The following is a 22,284-nucleotide window of genomic DNA, read 5'->3' on the forward strand; positions in this document are numbered from 1 at the left end:
AGGAACGACAACCGGGAGCCCCTGGCGGGCCCCACGATGAGAAAGCCCCGGCGGCAGGGGGTCTTCCCGGCGGGGCGCCTGGCCGGGAAGGCCCACCACCGCCGGGGTGGCGGGGGTCGTTCTCAGTGCTTGTGGTCGTGACCGGCGTGGTCGTGCCCCGCGTGGTCGTCGTCGTCCTCATCCTCGTCCGAGGGGCCGTCGGAGGGCTCGACGCCCAGCACGGCCTCGCGGGGCTCGATCTGGTCGACATGCTCGATCAGCCCCAGGACGTGGTCCGGCTCGATCAGCCACTGCAGCGCGGTGGCGCCGGTGTCGTCGGCCGAGACCAGCTCCGCCTGCTCCTTGCGCTCGTCGTCGTCCAGGTCGGCGTCAGGGTGGGTGATCTCTTTCAGCGCGGCGGCCTGCAGGGCGGCGATGTCCTGCACCTCCACGGTCAGCTCAACGGTCAGACGTAGATAGCGTTCGGTGCCCGATACATCACTCATGGTGGAAATCCTAGTGCCTGGGTATGGTCGGAACAGCCTAGGGGAGCTTCCACTCCACCGGGGCCGCGCCCTGCCGCTCAAGGAGCTCGTTCGTCTTGCTGAACGGGCGGGAGCCGAAGAAGCCGCTGCGGGCCGACAGGGGGCTGGGGTGCGCCGACTCGATGGCCGGGACGGAACCGAGCATCGGGCGCAGGTTGCGGGCGTCGCGTCCCCACAGGATCGCCACCATCGGCTTGTCGCGGGCGACGAGGGCCTTGATGGCCTGCTCGGTGACCTCTTCCCAGCCCTTGCCGCGGTGCGAGGCGGGCTTGCCCGGCATGACGGTGAGCACCCTGTTGAGCAGGAGCACGCCCTGCTCGGTCCAGGGGGTCAGGTCGCCGTTGCCCGGCATCGGCAGCCCGAGGTCCTCGGTGAGCTCCTTGTAGATGTTGCGCAGGCTGCCCGGGATCGGGCGCACATCCGCGGCGACGGAGAAGCTCAGGCCGATCGGGTGACCCGGCGTGGGATACGGGTCCTGCCCTACGATCAGCACCTTGACCTGGTCAAAGGGCTGCTGGAAGGCGCGCAGCACGTTGGCTCCCGAGGGGAGGTACTGCCTGCCTTCCGCGACCTCCTTCCGGAGGAACTCGCCCATCTCGGCGATCTTCTCTGCGACGGGTTCGAGGGCCTGGGCCCACCCGGCTTCCACGACTTCGTTCAAGGGACGTGCGGCCATGTGCAGGACCCTATCGAGGTTTTAGGCCCGGTACGGCGCGTGCCGGAAATCAGCGCGTGCCGCACCGGGCCTGCCCCTGTTATCTATTTCACCGAGCCAGCCATCATCCCCTGGACGAAATACCGCTGGAAGGCGAAGAAGAGGACCAACGGGATGATCAGCGACAGGAAAGCTCCCGGCGCAAGAATGTCCACGTTGGTCCCGAATTGCCGCATTTGAGACTGCAAGGCCTTGGTCATCGGCTGGTTTTCGGTGTTGGCGAAGACCAGGGAGACGAGCAGGTCATTCCAGACCCAGAGGAACTGGAAGATTCCGAGCGAGGCGACCGCGGGTTTGGCCAGCGGGAACACCACGGTCGAGAAGATTTTCCATTCCCCGGCGCCGTCCATTCGCGCCGCCTCAAGCAGCGAGCGCGAGATGCCCGCGAAGAAGTTGCGGAGCAGGAAGATGGCGAAGGGAAGGCCGAAGGCGACGTGGAAGAGCACCACGCTCACGATGGAGCCGAAGATCCCGGCCGAGCCGTACAGTTTCGCGATCGGGATCAGCGCGATCTGGGTCGGCACCACCAGCAGGCCGACCACCACCAGGAACAGCGCGTCCCTGCCGGGAAACTCCATCCAGGCGAACGCGTACGCCGCCATGGCGGCGATGCCGATCACCAGGACGGTCGAGGGCACCGTGATGAACACGGTGTTCCAGAACGACGCGGTGAACCCGGTGGCCAGCAGGTCGGAGTAGTTCTTGAAGGTCAGCTCGGCCGGTTTGGTGAGGATCGTCCACCAGCCGGTGGAGTTGTTGGCGGTCTCGTCGCGGATCGAGACCACGAACAGGCCCAGGGTGGGAACCAGCCAGAACAGGCCGATCACCACCAGTACCACCTGGACCAGGCCGCCGCCCAGCCGGTCCACGATCCTGCCGAGGACGCCGCGAGGCGGGGCGCCGAGGGTGGAGGTCGTCACTGGTTGTCCCTCCTGAACCGGCGGATGTTGAGAATCATGAACGGCAGGACGAGGACCAGCAGGAAGATGGCGAGGGCGCTGCCCAGCCCCTGGTTGCTGCCTCCGCCGAACGAGACCCGCCACATCTCCAGCGCGATCACGTTGGCCTGCGGCTGCACCGATCCCGGCGCGATGACGAAGACCAGGTCGAAGACCTTCAGGGTGTTGATGATCATCGTGACGAACACGACGAGCAGCACCGGGGAGAGCAGCGGGACGGTGATCTTGCGGAACACCTGCCACTCGGTGGCGCCGTCGATGCGGGCCGCCTCCAGCGCGTCGCGCGGGATGGCCGCGAGCCCGGCCGCGATCAGCACCATGGCGAACCCGGCCCACACCCAGATGAACGCGCCGATGATCGCCGGGGTGATCAGCGTCGGGCCCAGCCAGGGGATCCCGGCGAAGGCCGCGTCGAAGTTCGACTGCGGCAGCCGTACCTGGTAGTCGCCCGGAGCGAGCCCGGTGAAGCGGAAGGTGCCGTCGGCCTCGCTGGTGGCGGTGGCCTTGACGGCGCCGTTCTGCACCGCCTCGACCGTCATCCCGGCCAGGGCCTTCTCGGTGCCGTCCACCTGGTTGGCCGCGCCGCCGCCGCCCTGGGTGAAGTCGAACCAGACGGTTCCGGCCAGCTCGCCGGGGCCGGGCTGGGCCGCCTTCGCCGTCGAGGCCGAGGCGAGGGTGGCGGGCTTCACGCCCACGAGCGGCAGGAGTACCGCCTGCCCCGGCTGCGCGGGCCGCTTGGCCACCACCCCGCCGCCCTGCCCGGGGGCGACCGGTGACTGGTCGTTCTCCCTGGGACGGGCGTCCGGGTAGCCCTGGTCCGAGCCGAAGAGGCCGGTCACCGAGGTGATCACCGCGTTGGCCACCCCCCGGTCGGGGGCCTGCTCGTAGACCAGGCGGAAGATGACGCCGGAGGCCATCAGGGAGACGGCCATCGGCATGAACACGACCAGCTTGAACGCGGTCGCCCAGCGGATCCGCTCGGTCAGCACCGCGAAGATGAGGCCGATCACGGTGACCAGGGCGGGAGCCACCGCGACCCAGATCAGGTTGTTCCTGATCGTGGTCAGGGTGGAGGAGTCGCTGAAGATCGTCGCGTAGTTGTCCGCTCCGACGAAGGTGCCGCCGCTGGCGTCGTAGAGGCTCCGGAAGATCGAGTAGATGATCGGGTAGATCACCATCACGCCGAGCACGAGCGCGCCCGGCAGCAGGAACCAGAGCGCCAGCCTCGGCGGCGGTCCCAGCCGGGAGGCCCCGGCGGGCACCGCCGCCGGAGCCGGAGTCGCAGCCGGTGCCGCGGCCCCGGCCGTCGCGAGCTCCGGCTCGGCGACCGGCGCGGCCGGGTCGTCCGACCTGACGTCGGACAGGGCCGGGTGGCCGTCCCCGTCGCCGGAGGCCGCCGTCCCGGACGACTCAGAGGGCTTCGCGGTCGCGGAAGTCTCCGAGGTCGCGGGAGTCTCCGGGGGCGCGGAGGCTACCGTCCCGGTCGTACGGGCGTCCGGGGTGGTGCCGGGAGCGGGGGCGGCGCCGGTTTCCCGCGCCGTCCGCTGGGTGTCGTCAGGTCCGGAGGAGGGACCGCGGGCGGCGTCGCCGCCACGCGGGCCCTGCGGGCCGTCTAACCGATCGGTCACGGCCGCTCTCCCTACTTCCAGGCCTTCTTGGCCTCGGCCTCAAGCTTGGCCTGAATGCCCTTGACGTCCGAGGAGTCGCGGACGAAGTCCTGCAGGAACTTCCACTCGGCCTTGCCGTCGGTGCCGCCGAAGGCGCTGGGCGCGAGGTCGGACATGTCGTAGCGGACGGCGTCACCCGCGGCGATGATCGTCTCGGCGAGCTTCTTGGTCAGCTCGTCCGGGTAGTTGTCGGGCGAGACGTTGCGGTTGGGAGAGAGGTAGCCGGGCAGCTTCGCCCAGACCTCGCCGCCCTCCTTGGAGGCGAGGAACTCCAGCAGCGCCATCGCGCCCTTGGAGTCCTTCAGCGCCACCGCGATGTCGCCGCCCAGCACGACCGGCTCGGTGTCACCGGCCTTCGGGAACGGGAAGTACTTGGCCTCCTCGCCGAGCTTCGCGCCCGACTGCTCGGCCGTGACGCCCACGAAGTCCGCCTCGATGACCATCGCCGACTTGTCCTGGCCGTAGACCTGGGTCACGCAGGTCGGGAAGTCGGTCTGCAGGGCACCGGCGGAGCCGCCGAGCAGGAACTCCTTCTTGCCGACGAGCTGGGCGATCTTCTCCAGCGCGGTGGTCACGCTGGGGTCGGTCCACGGGATCTCGTGCTTGGAGAGCTTGGTGTAGTTCTCCGGGCCCGCGGTGGACAGGTAGACGTTCTCGAACAGGTCGGTCAGCGTCCAGCCCGAGGCGCCGCAGAGGGAGAACGGCGGGGTGCCGGAGTCGGCGACCGTCTGGGCGGTCTTGATCAGGTCGTCCCAGGTGGCGGGGGGCGTCGCACCGGCGTCCTGGAAGGCCTGGTCGCGGTACCAGATGAGCGACTTGTGGGCCGCCTTCACCAGCACGCCGTAGGACTGGCCGTCGGCGGAGCCGAGTTCCTTCCAGTACGGGGTGTAGTTGTCGTCGATCTGCTTCTGGACCTCGGCGGAGAGCGGCTTGAGCGCCTTCTGGTCCGCGTACTGCTGGACCAGGCCGGGCTGGGGCAGGATCGCGACGTCCGGCGGGTTGCCGCCCTCGATGCGCGGGCCGAGGTAGGCGCCGGTGTCCTCGCCGGTGGAGGCGTAGGTGACCTTGGCGCCGGTCTTCGCCTGGAACGCCTTGAGCACCTGCTCGAAGTTGGCCTGCTCGGCGCCGGTCCACTTGGCGGCGACCTCGACGGTCACCCCTTCGAGGGTCTTGGCGGCCGGGGCCGGCGCGGACGCGCTGCCGCTCGTGGCCGGGGCCGGGGCGGCGGACTCGCCGCCGCCACACGCGGCGAGTGCCAGGGCGAGTCCCGCCGTTGTCACTGCGGCAATGGTTCTGCGCATGCTGGGCAGACCTCCTGAGACGTTGAGGCTTGAAAATGAGGGATATATGGGACGAACAAGCAGCCGAAATGGGGATGACGGCTTCTGCCGGGGATCACCCCGGCGTCATTGAGCCCGGATGATCTCTTCGAGTTGGCCCTTCATGGAGGAGACGACGTCGTCACTGTCGCCGTCCTTCGCGAAGGGTGGTGTGAGGGCGTTGGAGACCGCGCTGGCGATCACCAGGCTCACCTGGTTGTAGTTGGAACTCGCGGGCCTGGGCCGGGCGGAGAGAATGCTCTGCTTCAGGACCGGCAGATAGGGAAAACGCCTGATCAGGGCGGGGTCGTCGTACAGCTCGGCCCACACGGGCGGGAACGAGCCGTCGGCGAGCACCCGCCGCTGGTTCTCCAGGCTGGTGAAGTAGCGGATGAACTCGGTGGCCGACTTCTGCCGTTTGGAGAAGGCGCTCACCGCGAGGTTGTAGCCGCCGAGCGCGCCCGTTCCCGGCCCGTTCGGCCCGGGAAGCCGGGTGACCCCGAACTTGTTCGCGACGGACGAGACGGTGGCCGGTCCGTACGCGTGCGGCCAGTTGCGGGCGAAGGCGAGCCTGCCCTCCTGGAAGGCCAGCCGTGACTCCTCCTCCTTGAAGGAGAGCGACTCGGGCGGGATCCACCCCTCGCGGAACCCTCCGATCAGGAAGTTCAGGCCGGCCGTCGCCTTGGCCACGTCCATGGTCACCTTGGTGCCGTCCGGACTGAGGATCTGCCCGCCCGCCGACTGCACGGCCTCGGCGAAGTTGACGGTCAGGCCCTCGTAGGCCAGGAACTGCCCCGCGTAGCCGCCGATGCCGTACTTCTCGTGCAGGGCGCGCGCCTGGGCGCGCAGCTCCTCCCAGGTCTTCGGCGGCTTGAAGCCCTCCTTGGCCAGTAGGTCCTTGCGGTAGTAGAGGAGCCCGGCGTTGCTGGTGTACGGAACCGCCCAGAGCTTGCCCCGGTAGACCGCCGTGTCGACGACGGGCGGCAGGAACCGGTTGAGCGGGAACATCGCGCGCTCCAGCGGCAGGATCCAGCCGGCCTCGGCGAACTCCGCCGTCCAGACCACGTCGAGCCCGAGCACGTCGTAGCGGTCGCTCTTGGCCTGAAGGTTGGCGACCATCTGGGCGCGCTGCTCGTCGGCCGCCTCGGGGAGCTCCAGCAGGGTCGCCCGCTCCCCGGGGTGGGTCTGGTTCCATCGGTCGAGCAGCGGCTGCAGGTACGCGGTCGTGTCGCGGCCGATCACGAGGGTGAAGGGACCCGTCCCGCCGAACCGCTCGGTCTCCCGCGCGCCGGCCGCCGAACACCCCGCCCCGGCGAGCCCGAGAAGCACGGTGAGCGCGACGGGGATGAGTCGACGCACCATGACCTCCCGGTTTCCAGTTGGTTACATACGTGTTAGGTAGATGCATGCATGTTATGCATAGCGATAACATCACCGTCAACGGATAACCCCGTAACGCTCACGTAACGAGCTCTCCGAGGAGGTGGGGCGTGCGGCTGACGCTGCTGGCGCTCCTCGCGAAGGAACCTGCCCACGGCTATGAGCTCAAACAGGCACTTGAACAGATCTTCGGCAGCGCCTACCCTTCACCGAACATCGGGCAGATCTACGTCACGCTCGGCCGTCTGGAGAAGGACGGCTTGGTGCGCGCCGTGGACGTCGAGCAGTCCAACCGGCCGAACAAGAAGGTCTACTACCTGACGGCCGCCGGACGCGAGATCCTCGACACGTGGGTGGACGAGCCCTCCGAGGGGCCCAGGGTCCGGGACGAGTTTTTCATGAAGCTCGTGCTGGCCCCGATGACCGGCATCGCCGACAGGATGGCGATGATCAACCGCCAGCGTCGTCACTACCTCGGACTCATGCGTGACCTCAACGAGCTCGCCGAGCGGACCGACCCGGAGAACCGTGTCGCGCTTCTGCTGGTCGAGGGGGCCATGCTGCACCTCCAGGCCGACCTCGACTGGCTCGAACGCTGCCAGGAGGACCTGAGTTGACGTCTCCAGTGGCTCCCGTGACCCCGGTGGTTCCCGTGGTCGAAACCGTCAATCTCGTCAAGATCTACCAGGACGGCGGGGTGCCGGTGCCCGCCGTGCGGGGGGTCGACCTACGGGTGAGCCCGGGGGAGTTCGTGGCGATCATGGGCCCGTCCGGCTCCGGCAAGTCCACCCTGGTCCACATGATCGGCGGCCTTGAGGCCAGGACCAGCGGCGAGATCTGGCTCGACGGGCAGCGCGCCGACACGCTCAACGAGAGCGCCTGGGCCCTGCTCCGCCGCCGGAAGATCGGCTTCGTCTTCCAGTTCTTCAACCTCGTCGCCAACATGACCGTCGCCGACAACGTCGAGCTGCCCGCGCTGCTGGCCGGGGCCTCCACCCGCGAGGCCCGGCGCCGCCGCGAGTACCTCCTCGGCGAGCTCGGCCTGACCGCCCGCGCCGACGCCGCCCCCTCCCAGCTCGCCGGGGGCGAGCAGCAGCGGGTCGCGCTGGCCCGCGCGCTGGCCAACGAGCCGAGCCTGCTGCTCGCGGACGAGCCCACGGGCAACCTCGACAGCCGCAACACCCGCGACGTGCTGCGCCTGCTCGGCGAGGTCCACCGCGACGGCCAGGCCGTCATCCTGGTCACCCACGACGCCAGGGTGGCCAGCCTGGCCGACCGGGTGGTCTCCCTCCTGGACGGTCAGGTCGTCGACGACGGCGGCGCCGGTCTGGTCCGCCGCCGCCCCAAGGGCAGCGCGGGCGACGTCGTCGAGCTGAGAGGCTGACGGTGCGTCTTCCGCCCTCCCCGCCCGCTTCGACGGTGCGCCTCCCGCCTTCCCCGCCCGCGTCCTCGGGGGCTTCGTCGCGGATCCCGTCGCGGGCCCTGTCGTGGGCTCCGTCGCGGGCTCCACAAACTCCACAGACTCCACGAGCCGTACGGGGGACGTCGCCGTGAGCACCGTCCGCGCCTCCGTGCGGTGGATCCGGGCCGACCTCAGGGCCCGCAGGATCCAGGCGCTGCTGACGGTGCTGGCCGTGGCCGGGATCGTCACGGCGCTGATCACCTCCGCGACCCTGCTGGAGGACGGCACCAACCCGTGGCGCGGGCTGTTCGCCGAGTCCAGGGGCGCGCACGTGTGGATACACACCAAGGACGCCCCCGACCCGGCCGCGCTGTCGCGGCTCCCCGGCGTGGTCCAGGTCGCCGGCCCCTACCGGTCGGCCCCGGTCACCCTCACGCTCGACGGGAAGAAGTCGCCGGTGGCGCTGCGGGAGCTGTCCGCGACGCCGCCGAGGGTCGCCGCCCCGCTGATCCGCGAGGGGCGCCCGCTCCGCCCCGGCGACACCGACGGCGTGGTCGTCGAGCGCTCCTTCGCCAGGGCGCTCAGCCTGAGGGTGGGCGGCACCTTCCCGGTGACCGCGCTCAACGGCGCCACCCACCCGCTCATCGTGGTCGGCCTGGCCGACACCGCCGACCAGGGGTTCTACCCCGAGTGGACGCCCGGCCTGGCCTGGACGCTCGCGCCGGTCCTGGCCAGGGTCGAGCCCGCGCTGGGCCGCAGCGAGTCGGTCACCGGGCTGCGCCTGGCCGACGGGGAGGCCACGCTGCCCGCCGTCCACGGCGCCGTCACCCTCCTGGACGAGCAGATCCAGCGGATGTCCACCTGGCGCGAGGTCCGCGCCTCGATGGAGCTGGACAACCGGCTGCTCGGCCTGCTGCTCGCGCTGTTCGGGATCACCGGGCTGGTCGCCGCAGCCCTCGCCATCGCCAACGCGGTGGGCGGCCGGGTGCTGAGCCAGACGCGCGACATCGCCACCCTCAAGTCCCTCGGCTACACCCGGGGCCAGGTCTTCGGCGTGCTCATGGCCGAGCACGGCGCGCTCGGGCTGCTCGGCATCGCCATCGGGCTGGTCTGCGGGCAGGTCGCCGCCTCGTTCGTCCTGGACGGGGTGCCGATCCTGCCGCTCTCCCCGGCCCCGCTGCTCGCCATCGCCGGTGGCACCGCCGCCGTGGTCCTGGTGGCGGTGGCCCTGCCCGCCTGGCGGGGCGGCCGCACCCCGCCCGTCCCCGCGGCCCCCGCGGCGCCGCCCAGGGGGCACCTGTCGCGGCTGGCGCGCCTGGCACTCCTCGTACGGCTGCCCCCGGCCCTGGTCCTGGGCACCCGCGACGCCTTCACCCGGCGCGTCCCGGCGTTCCTGAGCATCTTCGGCGTCGCGGTCCCGATGATGATGATCACCATCGGGCTCGGCTGCTGGGCCACCCTGGACGACTTCCTGCGCCACCCGGAGCAGGTCGGCCAGGCGGCGGCGCTCGTCGTGCGCCCGGACAAGCTCCCGGCCGACGACGCCCTGCGGCTCGCCAGGGCCGACCCGGAGGTGCTGGCCGCCTACCCCGGCACCGAGGTGCCCGCGCTGGAGCCCGAGCAGACCAGGAGCGTGCTGGCCCGCGCCGCGGGAACCTCCGCCGAGCCGTACCCCTTCTCGGTCGTCGAGGGGCGGATGTACGCCGCCAGGGGGGAGGCCGTCGCCGGGCAGGGGCTGCTCGACCTGCTGGACGCGAAGATCGGGGACCGGATCCGGCTGACCGTCGGCGGCACCCCGCTGATCGTGCACCTCGTGGGCCGGGTGGTGGAGCCCGACCAGGACGGCGAGGTGCTCTCCTTCGGGATCGACAGCCTCGCGGCCAAGGACGCGGTGCCGCCGCAGTTCTACAGCCTGGTGCTGCGGCCGGGCGCCGACCCGACGGAGGTCAGGGCGCGGCTGCTGATCGCCTCGGGGGAGGCCCTTGAGGTGCAGCGGGTGGTCAACCCGGCCGAACGGCTCGCGATCATCCGCGTGGTGATCGTGGCGCTGATCGTCGTGCTCGCCCTGCTCGGCCTGGCCAACCTCCTGACGGCGAGCGCCCTGGGCCTGCGCGACCACGCCCTCGACCTCGCGGTGCTCAAGGCCATGGGCCTCACGCCCCGGCAGGTGGCGGCCACCCTGGTCACCGGGACCGGCCTGCTGATCGTGCTGGGCGTGGTCGCGGGCACCGCGGCCGGGGCCTCGCTGGTCGGCGGGCTGATCGACCTTCAGGGGCACACCAGCGGTGTCGGCGCGGGCATCGGCCGTACGCCCTCGGTCCTGACGCTCGCCGTCGCGGTGCTCGTCGCGGTCGGGACCGCCCTGCTGGTGACGCTGATCCCGGCCGGGCGCGCGGCCCGCGCCCAGGTCCCGGTCACCGCGAGATAGCCCCGGGACGGTGACCGTCCCGGGGCTGTCCCGCGGAGGGGCTCAGGCGTCGACGCCGGGGATGTCGGAGTTCTTGAGCGAGAACCAGTAGAAGCCGTGACCGGGCAGGGTGAGCAGGTACGGCAGGGTGCCGACGGCGGGGAACCGCACCCCGCCCCTGGCCTCGACCGGGATCATGCCCGCGAAGCGGCGCAGGTCGAGCTCGACCGGCTGCGGATACTTCGACAGGTTGTTGACGCACAGCATCAGGTCGTCGCCGTCCTCGCGGACGAAGCTGAGCACCGCCGGGTTGCTGGACCACAGCTCGTTGTAGACGCCGGTGCCGAAGACCTGGTGGTCGCGGCGGATAGCCAGCATGTTCCTGGTGAAGTGGAGCAGCGACGCGGGGTTCTTCTGCTGCGCCTCCACGTTGACCGCCTGGTAGCCGTGGATCGGGTCCATGACGACGGGGAGGTACAGGCGCCCGGGGTCGGCCTTGGAGAAGCCCGCGTTGCGGTCGGGGCTCCACTGCATCGGGGTGCGGACCGCGTCGCGGTCCTCCAGCCAGATGTTGTCGCCCATGCCGATCTCGTCGCCGTAGTACATGACCGGGGAGCCGGGCAGCGACAGCAGCAGCGCGGTGAACAGCTCGATCTGGTCGCGGTCGTTCTCCAGCAGCGGGGCGAGGCGGCGCCGGATGCCGAGGTAGGCCCGCATGCGCGGGTCCTTGGCGTACTCGGCGTGCATGTAGTCGCGCTCCTCCTCGGTGACCGTCTCAAGCGTCAGCTCGTCGTGGTTACGCAGGAAGATGCCCCACTGGCCGCTGTCGGGGAGCTTCGGGGTGCGCGACATGATCTCGGAGATCGGCTCGCGGCTGCCCCGCCGCACGCCCATGAAGATGCGCGGCATGAGCGGGAAGTGGAAGGCCATGTGGCACTCGTCGCCGCCGACCGAGGGGTCGCCGAAGTACTCGACCACGTCCTCGGGCCAGCCGTTGGCCTCGGCCAGCAGCACCCGGTCCGGGTAGAGGCGGTCGACCTCCGCGCGGACCTTCTTCAGGTACGCGTGGGTCTCCGGCAGGCCGGAGCAGTCGGTGCCCTCGCGCTCGAAGAGGTAGGGCACCGCGTCGAGCCTGAAGCCGTCGATGCCCAGGTCCAGCCAGAACCGCAGGACCTCCAGCATGGCCTCCTGGACCGCCGGGTTCTCGTAGTTCAGGTCCGGCTGGTGGTGGAAGAAGCGGTGCCAGTAGTACTGCTTGCGGACCGGGTCGTAGGTCCAGTTGGACTCCTCGGCGCCGACGAAGATGATCGGCGCGTCGGGGTACCCGGTCGGGTTGTCGGACCAGACGTAGAAGTCGCCGTACGGGCCCTCGGGGTCGTGCCGGGAGGCCTGGAACCAGGGGTGCTTGTCGCTGGTGTGGTTCATCACCAGGTCGGTGATGATGCGCAGGCCGCGCCGGTGCGCCGACTCGATCAGCTCCACGAAGTCTCCGAGGTCGCCGAAGTCCGGCAGGATCTTCATGTAGTCGGAGATGTCGTATCCGCCGTCACGCAGGGGAGACTCGTACAGCGGGAGCAGCCACAGGCAGTCGACGCCGAGCCACTCGACGTAGTCCAGCTTCTCGATGAGACCGCGCAGGTCGCCGGTGCCGTCTCCGTTGGAGTCCTTGAACCCGCGGACCAGGACCTCGTAGAAGACCGCGCGCTTGTACCACTGGGGGTCCGCCGAGACGAAGTCCTCGGCCACGGACTCCTGGGAGGGGGAGGGCAGGGGGGATGGATTCATCGTGTTCTCGCTCACGGTGATGAAGGGCAGGACGAAGTCACCGGATGCTCCGGCTGATGATGTTTGGTGACCGCGCCGGCGGGAGCCGTCATCCCCACGAGCTCCATGGCCGCGGACGGACCTAATTTGTGATTGAGGGCCGTCCGTTGTGGCGCTTTCTGGGCCGAACACTACCAGCCACCTGAGGCCCTCGAAGCCCCCTTGGCGTGGTACATCGCGCCCGTCCCACGGAATTCTCCCGCGCATCGCGCCACGGCTGCGTAATCGCCGTGTCGCTCACCGTTTTCCTGTGCGAAACACGACACGCCTCACGGGGGTGACCTGGCCCCATGCCCGGAGATCGGGACGGCAAACGGATCACCCGGCGCCACCGGGTTTCAGTCCTTTGCGAAGGGGTCCGGAACCGGGTCTCCCGGAGGCGCGAAAAAGCCCCCCGAAAGCCCTAGAAAACCTCCCAAAGCCCACGAAAAACCCCGCCGGACCGGTACGGGCAGGCGGGGGTGAGCGGAGAAAAATCAGTCCCAGGGCGGGGTGAGGTCGGGCAGCTGGTCCTGGTGGTCGCCGAGCCAGGCGCCGAACAGCACCAGGCCGCGTACCCAGAAGCGGTCGTTCCAGCCGTTGAACCGCGCCAGCCCGTCGGGGCCCTCGGCGACCACGCCGTGGAGGTGCTCCGACAGCAGCGAGGGCACGGCATCGGCGACCCGGGTGAGCATCCGGTGCCCGTACTCCCTGGCGGGCGCGGCGGCCGAGCGGAGCGGGATCCGCTGGAGCGGCTGCTTGACCACGTTGGTGGAGGGCAGCGCGGCCACGCGCGGGTTGGCCGCGTACAGGACCTCGCGGTAGAAGCGCCCCTGGTCCTTGCGGTGCACGCCGACCGAGAGCGCCGCGTCGAAGAAGGCGGGGTGGATGAACGGCGCCGCGAACGAGGCCTCGGGGCCGACCAGGTTGACCGGGGAGCGGGCGATGCCCCGCGCGGTCCTGGTGTGCAGGACCGACAGCGGCAGCTCCGCCCGGTGGCCGTTGAGCATGGCGGTCGACTGGGTGAAGGCGTGCCCGACGCTGTCGGTGATCCAGGACTCGGCCCCCTCCGACAGGAACGGCACCGACGGGGAGCCCAGCGCCAGCGAGCCGAGCAGCGCGGCCTTGCGCTCGGCCTGCGTGGAGGCGTCCAGCGCGGCTCCGCTGACCATGAAGTTCTTCAGCAGCGGCCCCCCGGCCAGCCCGTCGACCAGGGTTCGTCCCGCCCGGTGCACCTCGCGGGCGAACGGGGTGTACCAGGCGTGGTGCGGGGTGAGGAACTCCAGCCGCCGCGCCGCGGCCAGCGCGTCGTCGGGATAGGCGGCGGCGTCCTGTGGGATCACCCGGTGGCGTACGCCCAGCTCGCGGGTGATCGACCTGGCGAAGACGATGTCGGTGTCGGTGCCGTCGTCGGGGCTGGTCGTCCACGACTCCACGTCGGCCCCGCGCGCCACCGCCACCGAGCACAGCAGCCGCGAGTCGTAGCCGCCGCTGACCGGCACCAGCAGCGGGCGCCCGTCGAACTCCTTGTAGACCTCGTGCAGGATCTCCAGGATCTCCCCGGCGGTCCGTCCCGCCTCGTAGGGCTCCTCGCGCAGCCACCGGGGGAGCAGCCGCTCGACGCCGATCCGGTCCGACGCCCGGTCGAAGACCAGCGCGCTCGCCCCCGCCAGCCGCTTCACCTGCGTGTACGGGGTGTCGTCGCGCAACGGGAAGGTCAGCTGGATGATCGAGGCCCAGGCGTCCCAGTTGATCTCGTACGGCGTGCGGGCGAGGGAGAGCAGCGGTTCCAGCAGCGAGGAGAAGTAGACCGCCCCGCCGAGGGAGAGGTAGTAGACGTCCACGAGGCCGAGACCTCCGGCGTGCAGCGTGATCCGCTCGCCGTCGTCGATCAGGCCGGGGGTCTCGTAGGTCTCCGCCACCGTGATCCACGGCGCCGCCCCGCCGGGCGTACGCTCCCCCCAGGCGAAGGCCCAGGTGCGCTCGTCCCGCCGGTAGGGGGGCAGTGGGGAGGAGCTGAACAGGGCCGCGTTCCCGGCCTGGACGGCGGGTCTGACCCGCGGCCCGGCCCCGCGCAGCGTCTCCAGGACGGCCTCGTCGAGGTGCCCGATGCCGCCGCAGACGTACGGCCTCACATTGAACGTCGGCCACTGCACCGTGCTGACTCCTCTGTGTCGCGATTGACCAAAGGGTATCCTTTCGCCCGGCTCACGAAACGGAGGACGGCGTGGCGGGCGAGCAACTCGAAAGCACACGACAGGCGTTGCGGGAGGCGGTGGCGCACGCGGAGAGGGCCGCCGAGCTGGCCCGCCTGCTCGACGCGGCACAGGCCAAGATCGCCGATGCGGAGCGTGCGGCCGAGGAGCTGCGCGGGGTGAAGGATCTCCTGAGCGAGACCGAGGAGAAGCTCGAAGCCGCGAACGCGGCCGAGGAGAAGCTCCGCAAGGACCTGGCCGAGCAGCGCTACCAGGCCGAGGTGGCCAAGTGGAAGCTCTCCTCGGTGCAGGTGGCCCGCTGGTCACGGCTGGGTGACGCGATCAAGACGGGCAAGAGCAACCCGGTGCGGCTGGCGCGTGGCCTGCGCGGGGCGGCCAAGCCCGCCAAGCGCCCGACCGCTCCCAAGCGCCAGCCGGTGCCGCGCAAGACGGGCGACAAGGCACCCGTCCCCGGGGCGTCCTTCCAGGCCACCAGCTCCGTCAGGACCGTCGGCGGCAGGTCGGTGAAGCTCAAGCCGTACCGCGTCCCGACCGGCCCGAACACCCGCCCGCACCTGACCGCGGCCGTGATCGCCGCGCCGCACGGCGAGGCGCTGCTGCGCTACGAGTGGCGCCAGAGCACCGGCTTCACGCCGAGGGACTTCGCCCGGGTGCTGGCCGCGGAGGTCCCGCACCTGCTGCTGGTCGAGTCGGTGACCGAGGGGCCGTGGGCGGAGGAGATACGCCACCCCGGCCAGGGGCTGCGCGCCCTGCTGGCCTGGTGCGCCGAGCGGGGCATCCGCACGGTCTTCTGGCACACCGGGGGCGCGCCCGCCGAGTTCGTCGCCGCGGCCAGGCTGTTCGAGCACGTCGTGACCGCGCTGCCCAAGGCCGTGGGGCCGTGGGGCACCGCGCTGGCGGCCCAGGAGCCCGAGCAGGGGCGCCGGACACCCTCGCTGGGCATCCTGCCCTTCGCCGTCCAGCCGCGCGTGCACAACCCGCTGCCGCTGGCCGGGGACCGGTTCGGGCGGGTGCTCTCCCTGGAGGAGCTGCTTCCCGGGCACCTGTCCTACCCCGACGTGCTCACCTCCTACCGCTGGCCCGTCGCGGTCGACTGCCCGCCGGGCACGGAGCCCTGGCGGATGGCCGAGCTGGCCGCCTGCGGCACCCCCATCGGCGCCGAGCCCGACCCGCGCCGCGCCCACCTGGCGCTCCGCCAGGCGTACGCCTCGGGCACGATGACCAACAAGGTCGACGACCTGCTGGACGCGATCGGCCTGCCCAGCGGCAGGGCCACCCTGAACATCTCGGTGATCATGATCGACCGCGGCGACCTCGGCCACACCCTGGCCCAGGTCGCGCCGCAGAAGGGCGTCGTCCAGCTGGTGCTGCTGTCGGACGCCCCGGACGCCGCGGGGCGGGCCCGCGAGGCGATGCCCGACGGCGTGGACGTCACGGTGCGCCGCTCCGACTCCGGCCTGACCACGGGCGGGCTGCTCAACCGCGCCCTCGACCTGTGCCAGGGCGACCTGGTGGCGGTCATGGACGCCCGCGACCAGTACGGCGAGCACTATCTGACCGATCTCAGCCGGGCCTTCCTGTTCGCCAACGCCGACATCGTCGGCAAGGCGGCCTACTACGCCCACCTGCGCGACGTCGCGGCGACCGTGCTGCGCCAGCCCTCGTCGGAGTACTCCTACCTGCCGGACGTCGCGGGGGCGACCCTGCTGGCCCGCCGCGCGGTCCTGCGGGGCATCGGTTTCGCCGACGTCTCGGACAACTGGGCGGACGTGCTGATGCGCCAGTGCCGCGCGGACGGGATCAAGGTCTTCTCCGCCGACCGCTTCGGGTACGTCTGCCTTCGCGACCGTGACCGCTGGCTGCTCGGCTCGGCCCAGCTCGTCGACTACGGCCCCGCCGACCCGCACGCCCTGATCTGACGCTCTGACGCTCTGACGAGTCGACGAGCTGATGTTCTGACGAGCTGACGAGCTGACGAGCTGGCTAGGCTGCGGGGATGACGCCCGGTGCGCTCGGCGAGATCCTCGGCCTGCCCCCGATCCCCCGGGGGACGTGGGCCGGGGAGGCGACCTACGTCTCCCCGGCCGCGCTGCGCCGGGGCGAGGACCCCGCCGAGATGGCCGACCGGCTTCGCGGGCTGCCGGGGATCGCGGACGTCCGGGTACGGCCGGGCGGTTTCCTGGAGATCGCGGTGGCCGTCCCCGGCGAGCTGGTCACGGAGATCGGCGCGGGCGCTCCCGCTCCCGCGGCCACGGGCGGGTCGCCTGCTCCCGGAAGCACGGGCGGGCCGCCCGTTTCCGAGGTCGGCGGCGGGTCCCCGTGGGAGGACCTGCCCAGGACGTGGGCCAACCCCGGGTTCGTCGTGAGGTACGCCCACGCGCGGGCGGTCGCCGTACAGCGCTGGGCCGTGGACCTCGGCGTCGGCGGGGACTTCAGGCCCGAGCTGCTGGCGGGCCGGAGGGACCGGGCGGTGCTCAGGCTGCTGGCCGAGGCGCCCGGCAGGCGGGCGAGCCGGGACCCGGGGTGGGCCGCCTACGCCGAGCGGCTGGCGCTGGCCTACCACGACGCGTTCGAGGGGGCCGCCGCGCTTCCCTCGGGGGACGAGGAGCCGTCGGAGCTCCACACCGCCCGGGTGCGCCTGGCGCGGGCCGTACGGGACGTGCTGGCCGAGGCGCTGGCGGCGCTTGGCGAGACGGCACCCGAAAGATTGTGATAGACCCTCCCAAAGGAGTTCAAAGGGAGCAGGGGAGAGGTGAATGGTCGGGCCCCGGGACTGGGAGGCGCGTGAGCCGCGCCGGTCCGGGATGGTCCGGCGGGTGCTGCCCACCCTGCTCGCCTTCGCCGTCATCCTCGGCGGGCTCGCCTATCTCGGCGGAGACCTCAGGGAACTCCTCGGAACCGCCCCCGGCTCACCCGTCTCGGCCGCGGCGAAGCACCGCCTCTACGAGGAGACCGGCCCTGTCGACGGCCGCTGCGGCACCCTTCCCAAGGACCTCGACGCCGACGTCACGGCGTCGCTGAGGGCCCTCACCGGGTGCCTGGAACGGACGTGGGCGGCCACCCTGGCGCGGGCGGACATCGACTACGAGCCACCCGGGGAGGTACGGCTGGTCGCCACCCCCGAGGAGGCCGCGTGCGGGATCGACGACTACGACTGGGCCGGGATCTACTGTCCCGAGCCGCGCGTCGTCAACGTGCTGGTCGACGGTGACCGGGCCTTCCCGATGATGTTCACGCTCGCGCACGAGTACGCCCACCACGTCCAGGAGGTCAGCGGGATCGCCGACCAGAGTGGCTCAGAGGCCTTCGACGAGGCGTGGTCGCGGCGCCTCGAACTGCAGGCGGACTGCCTGGCCGCGGTGACGCTGCGGAGCGCCGCGCCGCGCAGGCTGGAGAGCCTGCGCCGTCTCGCCGGGCGCGGTTCCGGCGCCGAGGACGGCGTGGAGGCGGGCTACCGGCAGTCGCACGGCTCGGGGGCCAGCAGCGCCGAGTGGATGCGGCGCGGCCAGGAGGGCGGCACCGTGGGGTCCTGCAACACCTGGGGCGCCCCCGCCGAACGGGTCTCGTAGTCTTCACCGGCCTAACCGCAACGGCCCGCGGCCCCTCCGGAACGGTTCCCCGGCTCTTCGAAACGGCTCGCCCGGGTCTCTCCTGAGCGGTTCCCGGCTCTTCCGGACGGCTCTGGGTATCCCCGAAGCGGCTCGCCCGGGTCTCTCCGGAGCGGTTCCCGGCCCTTCCGGACGGTTGCCGATCTCCCCGAAGAGGCTCGCCCTGCTCTCCCCGGAACGTACTCCCCCAACCCCTCCCGAACGTGTTCGCCCGGTCTCTCTCGGAGATCGTGTCGCGATGCGACATTAAAATATGTTGCCAAAACTGCTCATAACGTAAAAAGTTCGCGTGTTCGAGGAGGATCGCGTCTCGATGGGTGGGCAATCGTCTCAGGGGGATCACCGGGTCCGATAGCCTCGATCGGGTGAGTCGATTCGCCCACCCCGCCGGTGACCGCCATGCAGAAGTGCTGCCCGAGGAGCGCCCTCCGCACGCACCCGCCGACCTGAACACCCTCGACCCGACCATCTGGCCCCGAACGTCGGGCCGCGCCGGCGGCTCGATCACGATCGGCGGCGCGGACGTCAGGGATCTGGTCGCGGAGCACGGCACCCCGCTCTACGTGGTGGACGAGGAAGACTTCCGCTCCCGCTGCCGCGACTACGCCGACGCGTTCTCCGGCGGAGAGGTCCACTACGCGGGCAAGGCCTTCCTGTGCCGCGAGGTCGCCCGCTGGATCATGCAGGAGGGCCTCGGCCTCGACGTCTGCAGCGCCGGGGAGCTCGCCGTCGCGCTCAGCGTCGGGTTCCCGCCCGAGCGGATCACCATGCACGGCAACAACAAGTCGCTCGCCGAGCTGGAGAGGGCCGTCGAGGCCGGGGTCGGGCACATCGTGGCCGACTCCTTCGAGGAGATCGCCCGCCTGGGCTTCCTCGCCGAGAAGCACGGCAGTCGTCCCAAGGTGATGATCCGCGTCACCGTGGGCGTCGAGGCCCACACCCACGAGTTCATCGCGACCGCCCACGACGACCAGAAGTTCGGCTTCTCGCTGAGCAGCGGCGCGGCGGCCGAGGCGGCCAGGCGGATCCTCGCCCTGCCCCAGCTGGAGCTCGTCGGCCTGCACTCCCACATCGGCTCCCAGATCACCGACACCGCCGGGTTCGAGGTGGCCGCGTCCCGCCTGGCCACCCTCCTGGTCAAGATCAAGGACGAGCACGGCGTCGTGCTGCCCGAGCTCGACCTCGGCGGCGGCTACGGCATCCCGTACGTCGAGGGCGACACCGCGCCCGACGTCAAGGAGATCGCCGACAACCTGCGGGAGATCGTCAGCAAGGTGGCCAGGGGCGCCGGCCTGCCGGTGCCCAAGCTCACCGTCGAGCCGGGCAGGGCCATCGCCGGGCTCGCCGGGGTGACGCTCTACGAGGTCGGCACGATCAAGGACGTCGAGGGCCTGCGCACCTACGTCAGCGTCGACGGCGGCATGAGCGACAACATCCGCACCGCCCTCTACGGCGCCGACTACACCGCGCGCCTGGCCTCCCGCGAGAGCGCCTCGACGCCGATGCTCTCCCGCCTGGTCGGCAAGCACTGCGAGAGCGGCGACATGGTCGTACGCGACCTGTGGCTCCCCGCCGACCTGGCCACCGGCGACCTGATCGCCGTCGCGGGCACCGGCGCCTACTGCCGCTCGCTCGCCAACAACTACAACTACCTCCCCAAGCCCGCCGTGGTCGCGGTCAAGGACGGGGTGTCCCGTGTGATCGTCCGCCGGGAGACCGAGGACGACCTCCTGAGAGGACAGCTGTGAAACGACCCGGAGCGGCCGAGAGCCGTCCATGGTGTGAGCGACGAGGGGCGTGACCGCATGGCACTGAAAGTCGCACTTCTGGGATGCGGCGTCGTCGGCTCCCAGGTGGTCAGGCTCATGCACGAGCAGGCCGACGACCTCGCCGCCCGCATCGGGGCGCCGCTGGAGCTCGCCGGGGTCGCCGTGCGGCGCCTGGGCCGCAGGCGTGACGCCGACGTGGACCCCGCCCTGCTCACCACGGACGCCGAGGCCCTGGTCACCCGTGACGACGTCGACGTCGTCGTCGAGGTGATCGGCGGCATCGAGCCCGCCAGATCGCTCATCCTGGCCGCGCTGAACAGCGGCAAGTCGGTCGTCACGGCCAACAAGGCGCTGCTCGCCGAGGACGGCGCGACCGTCCACGCCGCGGCCAGGGCCGGTAACGCCGACCTCTACTTCGAGGCGGCCGTCGCGGGCGCCATCCCGCTGATCCGGCCGCTGCGCGAGTCGCTCGCCGGGGACCACGTGCACCGCGTGCTCGGCATCGTCAACGGCACCACCAACTACATCCTCGACCAGATGGACTCCAGCGGGGCCTCGTTCTCCGACGCGCTGGGGGAGGCGCAGGCGCTGGGCTACGCCGAGGCCGACCCCACCGCCGACGTGGAGGGCTTCGACGCCGCGGCCAAGGCCGCGATCCTCGCCGGGATCGCCTTCCACAGCCGGGTGACGGCCGCCGACGTGCACCGCGAGGGCATCACCGAGATCACCGCGACGGACGTGGCCAGCGCCAAGGCCATGGGATACGTCATCAAGCTCCTGGCGATCTGCGCCCGCTCGGAGGACGGCAGGTCGTTCGGCGTACGGGTGCATCCGGCCATGATCCCCAGGACGCACCCGCTGGCCGGGGTCCGCGAGGCCTACAACGCGGTGTTCGTCGAGGCGCGTTCCGCCGGGCAGCTCATGTTCTACGGCGCGGGCGCGGGCGGCGCCCCGACCGCGAGCGCCGTGCTGGGCGACATCGTGGCCGTGGCGCGCAACGTGCTGGCGGGCACGAGGGGTCCCGAGGAGTCCACGTACGCGGACCTGGTCGTGCACCCGATGGGCGAGACCGTCACGCGCTACCACGTCTCCCTGGACGTCGCCGACAAGCCCGGCGTGCTCGCCAGGGTCGCCGACATGTTCGCCAAGCAGGACGTCTCCATCCAGACCGTCCGGCAGGAGGGGCACGGCGCGGACGCCCAGCTGGTGCTGGTCACCCACCGGGCCAGCGACGCCGCGCTCTCCGCCACGATCGAGGGCCTGCGCGAGCTGGACATCGTCCGCGACGTGGTGAGCGTCATGCGCGTCGAGGGCGAGGACACCCCCTAGAGGACGCCCCTTGGCGGTGCCCCGCCGGGCCGGTCCGCCGTGACCGGCCCGGCCGCGGAGGTGTACGCGTGATGTGCGGGACGTCCGCCGTGTCATGCCGGCTTGGCATCGGGTTCCTGGGCATTTGATAACGGTTCATTTGGCGGCCCCTACCGGCTTATAAGGTGCTTTCATGCCCTATTTGCCGTTCCGCGAAAGGGAATTCACCGTGAAGGTCTTCCAGCGGATGGTGGCGCTCTCCGTGGCGCTCGCCGTCGTGGCGACGCTGGGCCCGGCCGCCCACGCGGCGGCCGCGCGCCCCTCGAAGAAGATCAAAACGGTCGTCGCGCTCACCTTCGACGACGGAGACTCCTCCCACCCGGCCGTGGCCCGCATGCTGGAGAAACGTGGCATGCGTGGAACGTTCTACGTCAACACCGACACCGTCGGAGGCGAGGAGAAGCTGACCCGGCGCGAGCTCGCCGCGATCGCCGGGAAGGGCCACGAGATCGGCGGTCACACACTCACCCACGTACGCCTCACCGAGCTGACCCAGAGCGACCAGGAGGGCCAGATCTGCGACGACCGCAGGAAGCTGGTGGCGTGGGGGTACCGGCCCGCGACCCTCGCCTACCCGTTCGGCGCGGTCGACTCCGACGCCAAGGCGGTGGCGCGGCGGTGCGGCTACGACGCGGCCCGCTCCGTCGGCGGGCTCAAGGAGTGGGGGTGCCCCGGCTGCCCGGCCGGAGAGGCCCTCCGCCCGAAGGACCGCTACGACATCCGCACGCCGGGCTCCATCCGCGAGGACACCCTGCTGCGGCACATGAAGCAGCAGGTCCTCAACGCCGAGAAGGGCGGTGGCGGGCTGGTCCCGATGGTGTTCCACCGCGTCTGCGACGGTTGCGGCCTCTACTCGACGACTCCCCGGCTCATGGGCGAGTTTCTCGACTGGCTGGTGAGCCGCGCGTCACACGGCACGGTCGTGCGGACCCTGCAGAGCGCGGTCGGCGCCCGCTACCGCCCCCTGCCCCGCGAGCAGTGATCGTGGGCGGGCGGGGTCTCCCGGTGGATCCCGCCCGCGAAACGGCAGGGGATTCCCGCCGAACGCCTAATCGCTCATATATCGCCTGGAACATCCACGCGACGGCCGGTTGGCGCGGAGTCTCCCGGCTTCCCGCGAGGACCGGGGCCGGACGACCAGGCGGGG

The 22,284-nt window shown here is 71.1% G+C and carries 17 protein-coding genes; 9 read left to right on the plus strand and 8 right to left on the minus strand.

The window, feature by feature from the left end:
* Nucleotides 1-122 precede the first annotated feature (122 nt).
* From ACW9TB_RS23015 to ACW9TB_RS23040, 6 genes are all read right to left on the minus strand, one after another.
* On the minus strand, nucleotides 123-485 hold the full coding sequence (locus ACW9TB_RS23015) for a hypothetical protein (protein WP_472750110.1): 363 nt from the start codon (nucleotides 483-485) through the stop codon (nucleotides 123-125).
* Nucleotides 486-522: 37 nt separating this feature from the next.
* Entirely contained in the window at nucleotides 523-1,200 is a 678-nt protein-coding gene (locus ACW9TB_RS23020) for a uracil-DNA glycosylase (RefSeq protein ID WP_472750111.1), read from the minus strand.
* Nucleotides 1,201-1,283: 83 nt separating this feature from the next.
* Entirely contained in the window at nucleotides 1,284-2,159 is an 876-nt protein-coding gene (locus ACW9TB_RS23025; RefSeq protein WP_472750112.1) for a carbohydrate ABC transporter permease, read from the minus strand.
* Nucleotides 2,156-3,562, minus strand: a complete 1,407-nt coding sequence (locus ACW9TB_RS23030; protein ID WP_472750146.1) for an ABC transporter permease — start codon at nucleotides 3,560-3,562, stop codon at nucleotides 2,156-2,158. The genes ACW9TB_RS23025 and ACW9TB_RS23030 overlap by 4 nt, the downstream gene beginning before the upstream one ends.
* Before the next feature lie 275 nt (nucleotides 3,563-3,837).
* Complete coding sequence (locus ACW9TB_RS23035) at nucleotides 3,838-5,166, minus strand: ABC transporter substrate-binding protein (RefSeq protein WP_472750113.1); 1,329 nt, start codon at nucleotides 5,164-5,166, stop codon at nucleotides 3,838-3,840.
* A 105-nt stretch (nucleotides 5,167-5,271) separates the two neighbouring features.
* Entirely contained in the window at nucleotides 5,272-6,546 is a 1,275-nt protein-coding gene (locus ACW9TB_RS23040; protein WP_472750114.1) for an ABC transporter substrate-binding protein, read from the minus strand.
* Between the two features lie 128 nt (nucleotides 6,547-6,674).
* Here ACW9TB_RS23040 and ACW9TB_RS23045 point away from each other — a divergent pair, with 128 nt between their 5' ends.
* From ACW9TB_RS23045 to ACW9TB_RS23055, 3 genes are all read left to right on the plus strand, one after another.
* Nucleotides 6,675-7,181: a PadR family transcriptional regulator gene (locus ACW9TB_RS23045; RefSeq protein WP_436759590.1), complete on the plus strand. Its 507-nt coding sequence runs from the start codon at nucleotides 6,675-6,677 to the stop codon at nucleotides 7,179-7,181.
* Nucleotides 7,182-7,207: 26 nt separating this feature from the next.
* A complete protein-coding gene (locus ACW9TB_RS23050; RefSeq protein WP_472750147.1) occupies nucleotides 7,208-7,948 on the plus strand; it encodes an ABC transporter ATP-binding protein in 741 nt (246 codons plus the stop codon).
* Nucleotides 7,949-8,114: 166 nt separating this feature from the next.
* Nucleotides 8,115-10,394 carry an ABC transporter permease gene (locus ACW9TB_RS23055; RefSeq protein ID WP_472750115.1) on the plus strand — a complete coding sequence of 760 codons (2,280 nt, stop codon included), beginning with the start codon at nucleotides 8,115-8,117 and terminating at the stop codon, nucleotides 10,392-10,394.
* 42 nt (nucleotides 10,395-10,436) lie between these two features.
* Here the strand turns inward: ACW9TB_RS23055 and treS are convergent, their stop codons facing one another.
* Nucleotides 10,437-12,158 (minus strand): maltose alpha-D-glucosyltransferase, encoded by a 1,722-nt coding sequence (gene treS, locus ACW9TB_RS23060; protein ID WP_472750116.1) that lies wholly within the window; start codon nucleotides 12,156-12,158, stop codon nucleotides 10,437-10,439.
* Nucleotides 12,159-12,673: 515 nt separating this feature from the next.
* Entirely contained in the window at nucleotides 12,674-14,332 is a 1,659-nt protein-coding gene (locus tag ACW9TB_RS23065) for an asparagine synthetase B family protein (RefSeq protein WP_472750117.1), read from the minus strand.
* A gap of 71 nt (nucleotides 14,333-14,403) precedes the next feature.
* Here ACW9TB_RS23065 and ACW9TB_RS23070 point away from each other — a divergent pair, with 71 nt between their 5' ends.
* From ACW9TB_RS23070 to ACW9TB_RS23095, 6 genes are all read left to right on the plus strand, one after another.
* Nucleotides 14,404-16,311, plus strand: coding sequence for a glycosyltransferase (locus ACW9TB_RS23070; RefSeq protein ID WP_472750118.1), 1,908 nt, complete (start codon nucleotides 14,404-14,406; stop codon nucleotides 16,309-16,311).
* A 77-nt stretch (nucleotides 16,312-16,388) separates the two neighbouring features.
* Nucleotides 16,389-17,105, plus strand: a complete 717-nt coding sequence (locus tag ACW9TB_RS23075; RefSeq protein WP_472750119.1) for a DALR anticodon-binding domain-containing protein — start codon at nucleotides 16,389-16,391, stop codon at nucleotides 17,103-17,105.
* 43 nt (nucleotides 17,106-17,148) lie between these two features.
* Nucleotides 17,149-17,961, plus strand: coding sequence for a neutral zinc metallopeptidase (locus ACW9TB_RS23080; RefSeq protein WP_472750120.1), 813 nt, complete (start codon nucleotides 17,149-17,151; stop codon nucleotides 17,959-17,961).
* Nucleotides 17,962-18,365: 404 nt separating this feature from the next.
* On the plus strand, nucleotides 18,366-19,748 hold the full coding sequence (gene lysA / locus ACW9TB_RS23085) for a diaminopimelate decarboxylase (protein WP_472750121.1): 1,383 nt from the start codon (nucleotides 18,366-18,368) through the stop codon (nucleotides 19,746-19,748).
* 57 nt (nucleotides 19,749-19,805) lie between these two features.
* Nucleotides 19,806-21,098, plus strand: coding sequence for a homoserine dehydrogenase (locus ACW9TB_RS23090; RefSeq protein WP_472750122.1), 1,293 nt, complete (start codon nucleotides 19,806-19,808; stop codon nucleotides 21,096-21,098).
* A 172-nt stretch (nucleotides 21,099-21,270) separates the two neighbouring features.
* Nucleotides 21,271-22,119, plus strand: a complete 849-nt coding sequence (locus ACW9TB_RS23095; protein WP_472750123.1) for a polysaccharide deacetylase family protein — start codon at nucleotides 21,271-21,273, stop codon at nucleotides 22,117-22,119.
* Nucleotides 22,120-22,284 lie beyond the last annotated feature (165 nt).

The sequence above is a fragment of the Streptosporangium sp. H13245 genome (assembly GCF_055690525.1).

Coding starts and splice junctions, on each gene's coding strand:
- ACW9TB_RS23015 (WP_472750110.1), bottom strand. CDS start 485: ATGAGTGATGTATCGGGCACCGAACGCTATCTACGTCTGACCGTTGAG.
- ACW9TB_RS23020 (WP_472750111.1), bottom strand. CDS start 1,200: ATGGCCGCACGTCCCTTGAACGAAGTCGTGGAAGCCGGGTGGGCCCAG.
- ACW9TB_RS23035 (WP_472750113.1), bottom strand. CDS start 5,166: ATGCGCAGAACCATTGCCGCAGTGACAACGGCGGGACTCGCCCTGGCA.
- ACW9TB_RS23040 (WP_472750114.1), bottom strand. CDS start 6,546: ATGGTGCGTCGACTCATCCCCGTCGCGCTCACCGTGCTTCTCGGGCTC.
- treS (WP_472750116.1), bottom strand. CDS start 12,158: ATGAATCCATCCCCCCTGCCCTCCCCCTCCCAGGAGTCCGTGGCCGAG.
- ACW9TB_RS23075 (WP_472750119.1), top strand. CDS start 16,389: ATGACGCCCGGTGCGCTCGGCGAGATCCTCGGCCTGCCCCCGATCCCC.
- ACW9TB_RS23080 (WP_472750120.1), top strand. CDS start 17,149: ATGGTCGGGCCCCGGGACTGGGAGGCGCGTGAGCCGCGCCGGTCCGGG.
- ACW9TB_RS23090 (WP_472750122.1), top strand. CDS start 19,806: ATGGCACTGAAAGTCGCACTTCTGGGATGCGGCGTCGTCGGCTCCCAG.
- ACW9TB_RS23095 (WP_472750123.1), top strand. CDS start 21,271: ATGCCCTATTTGCCGTTCCGCGAAAGGGAATTCACCGTGAAGGTCTTC.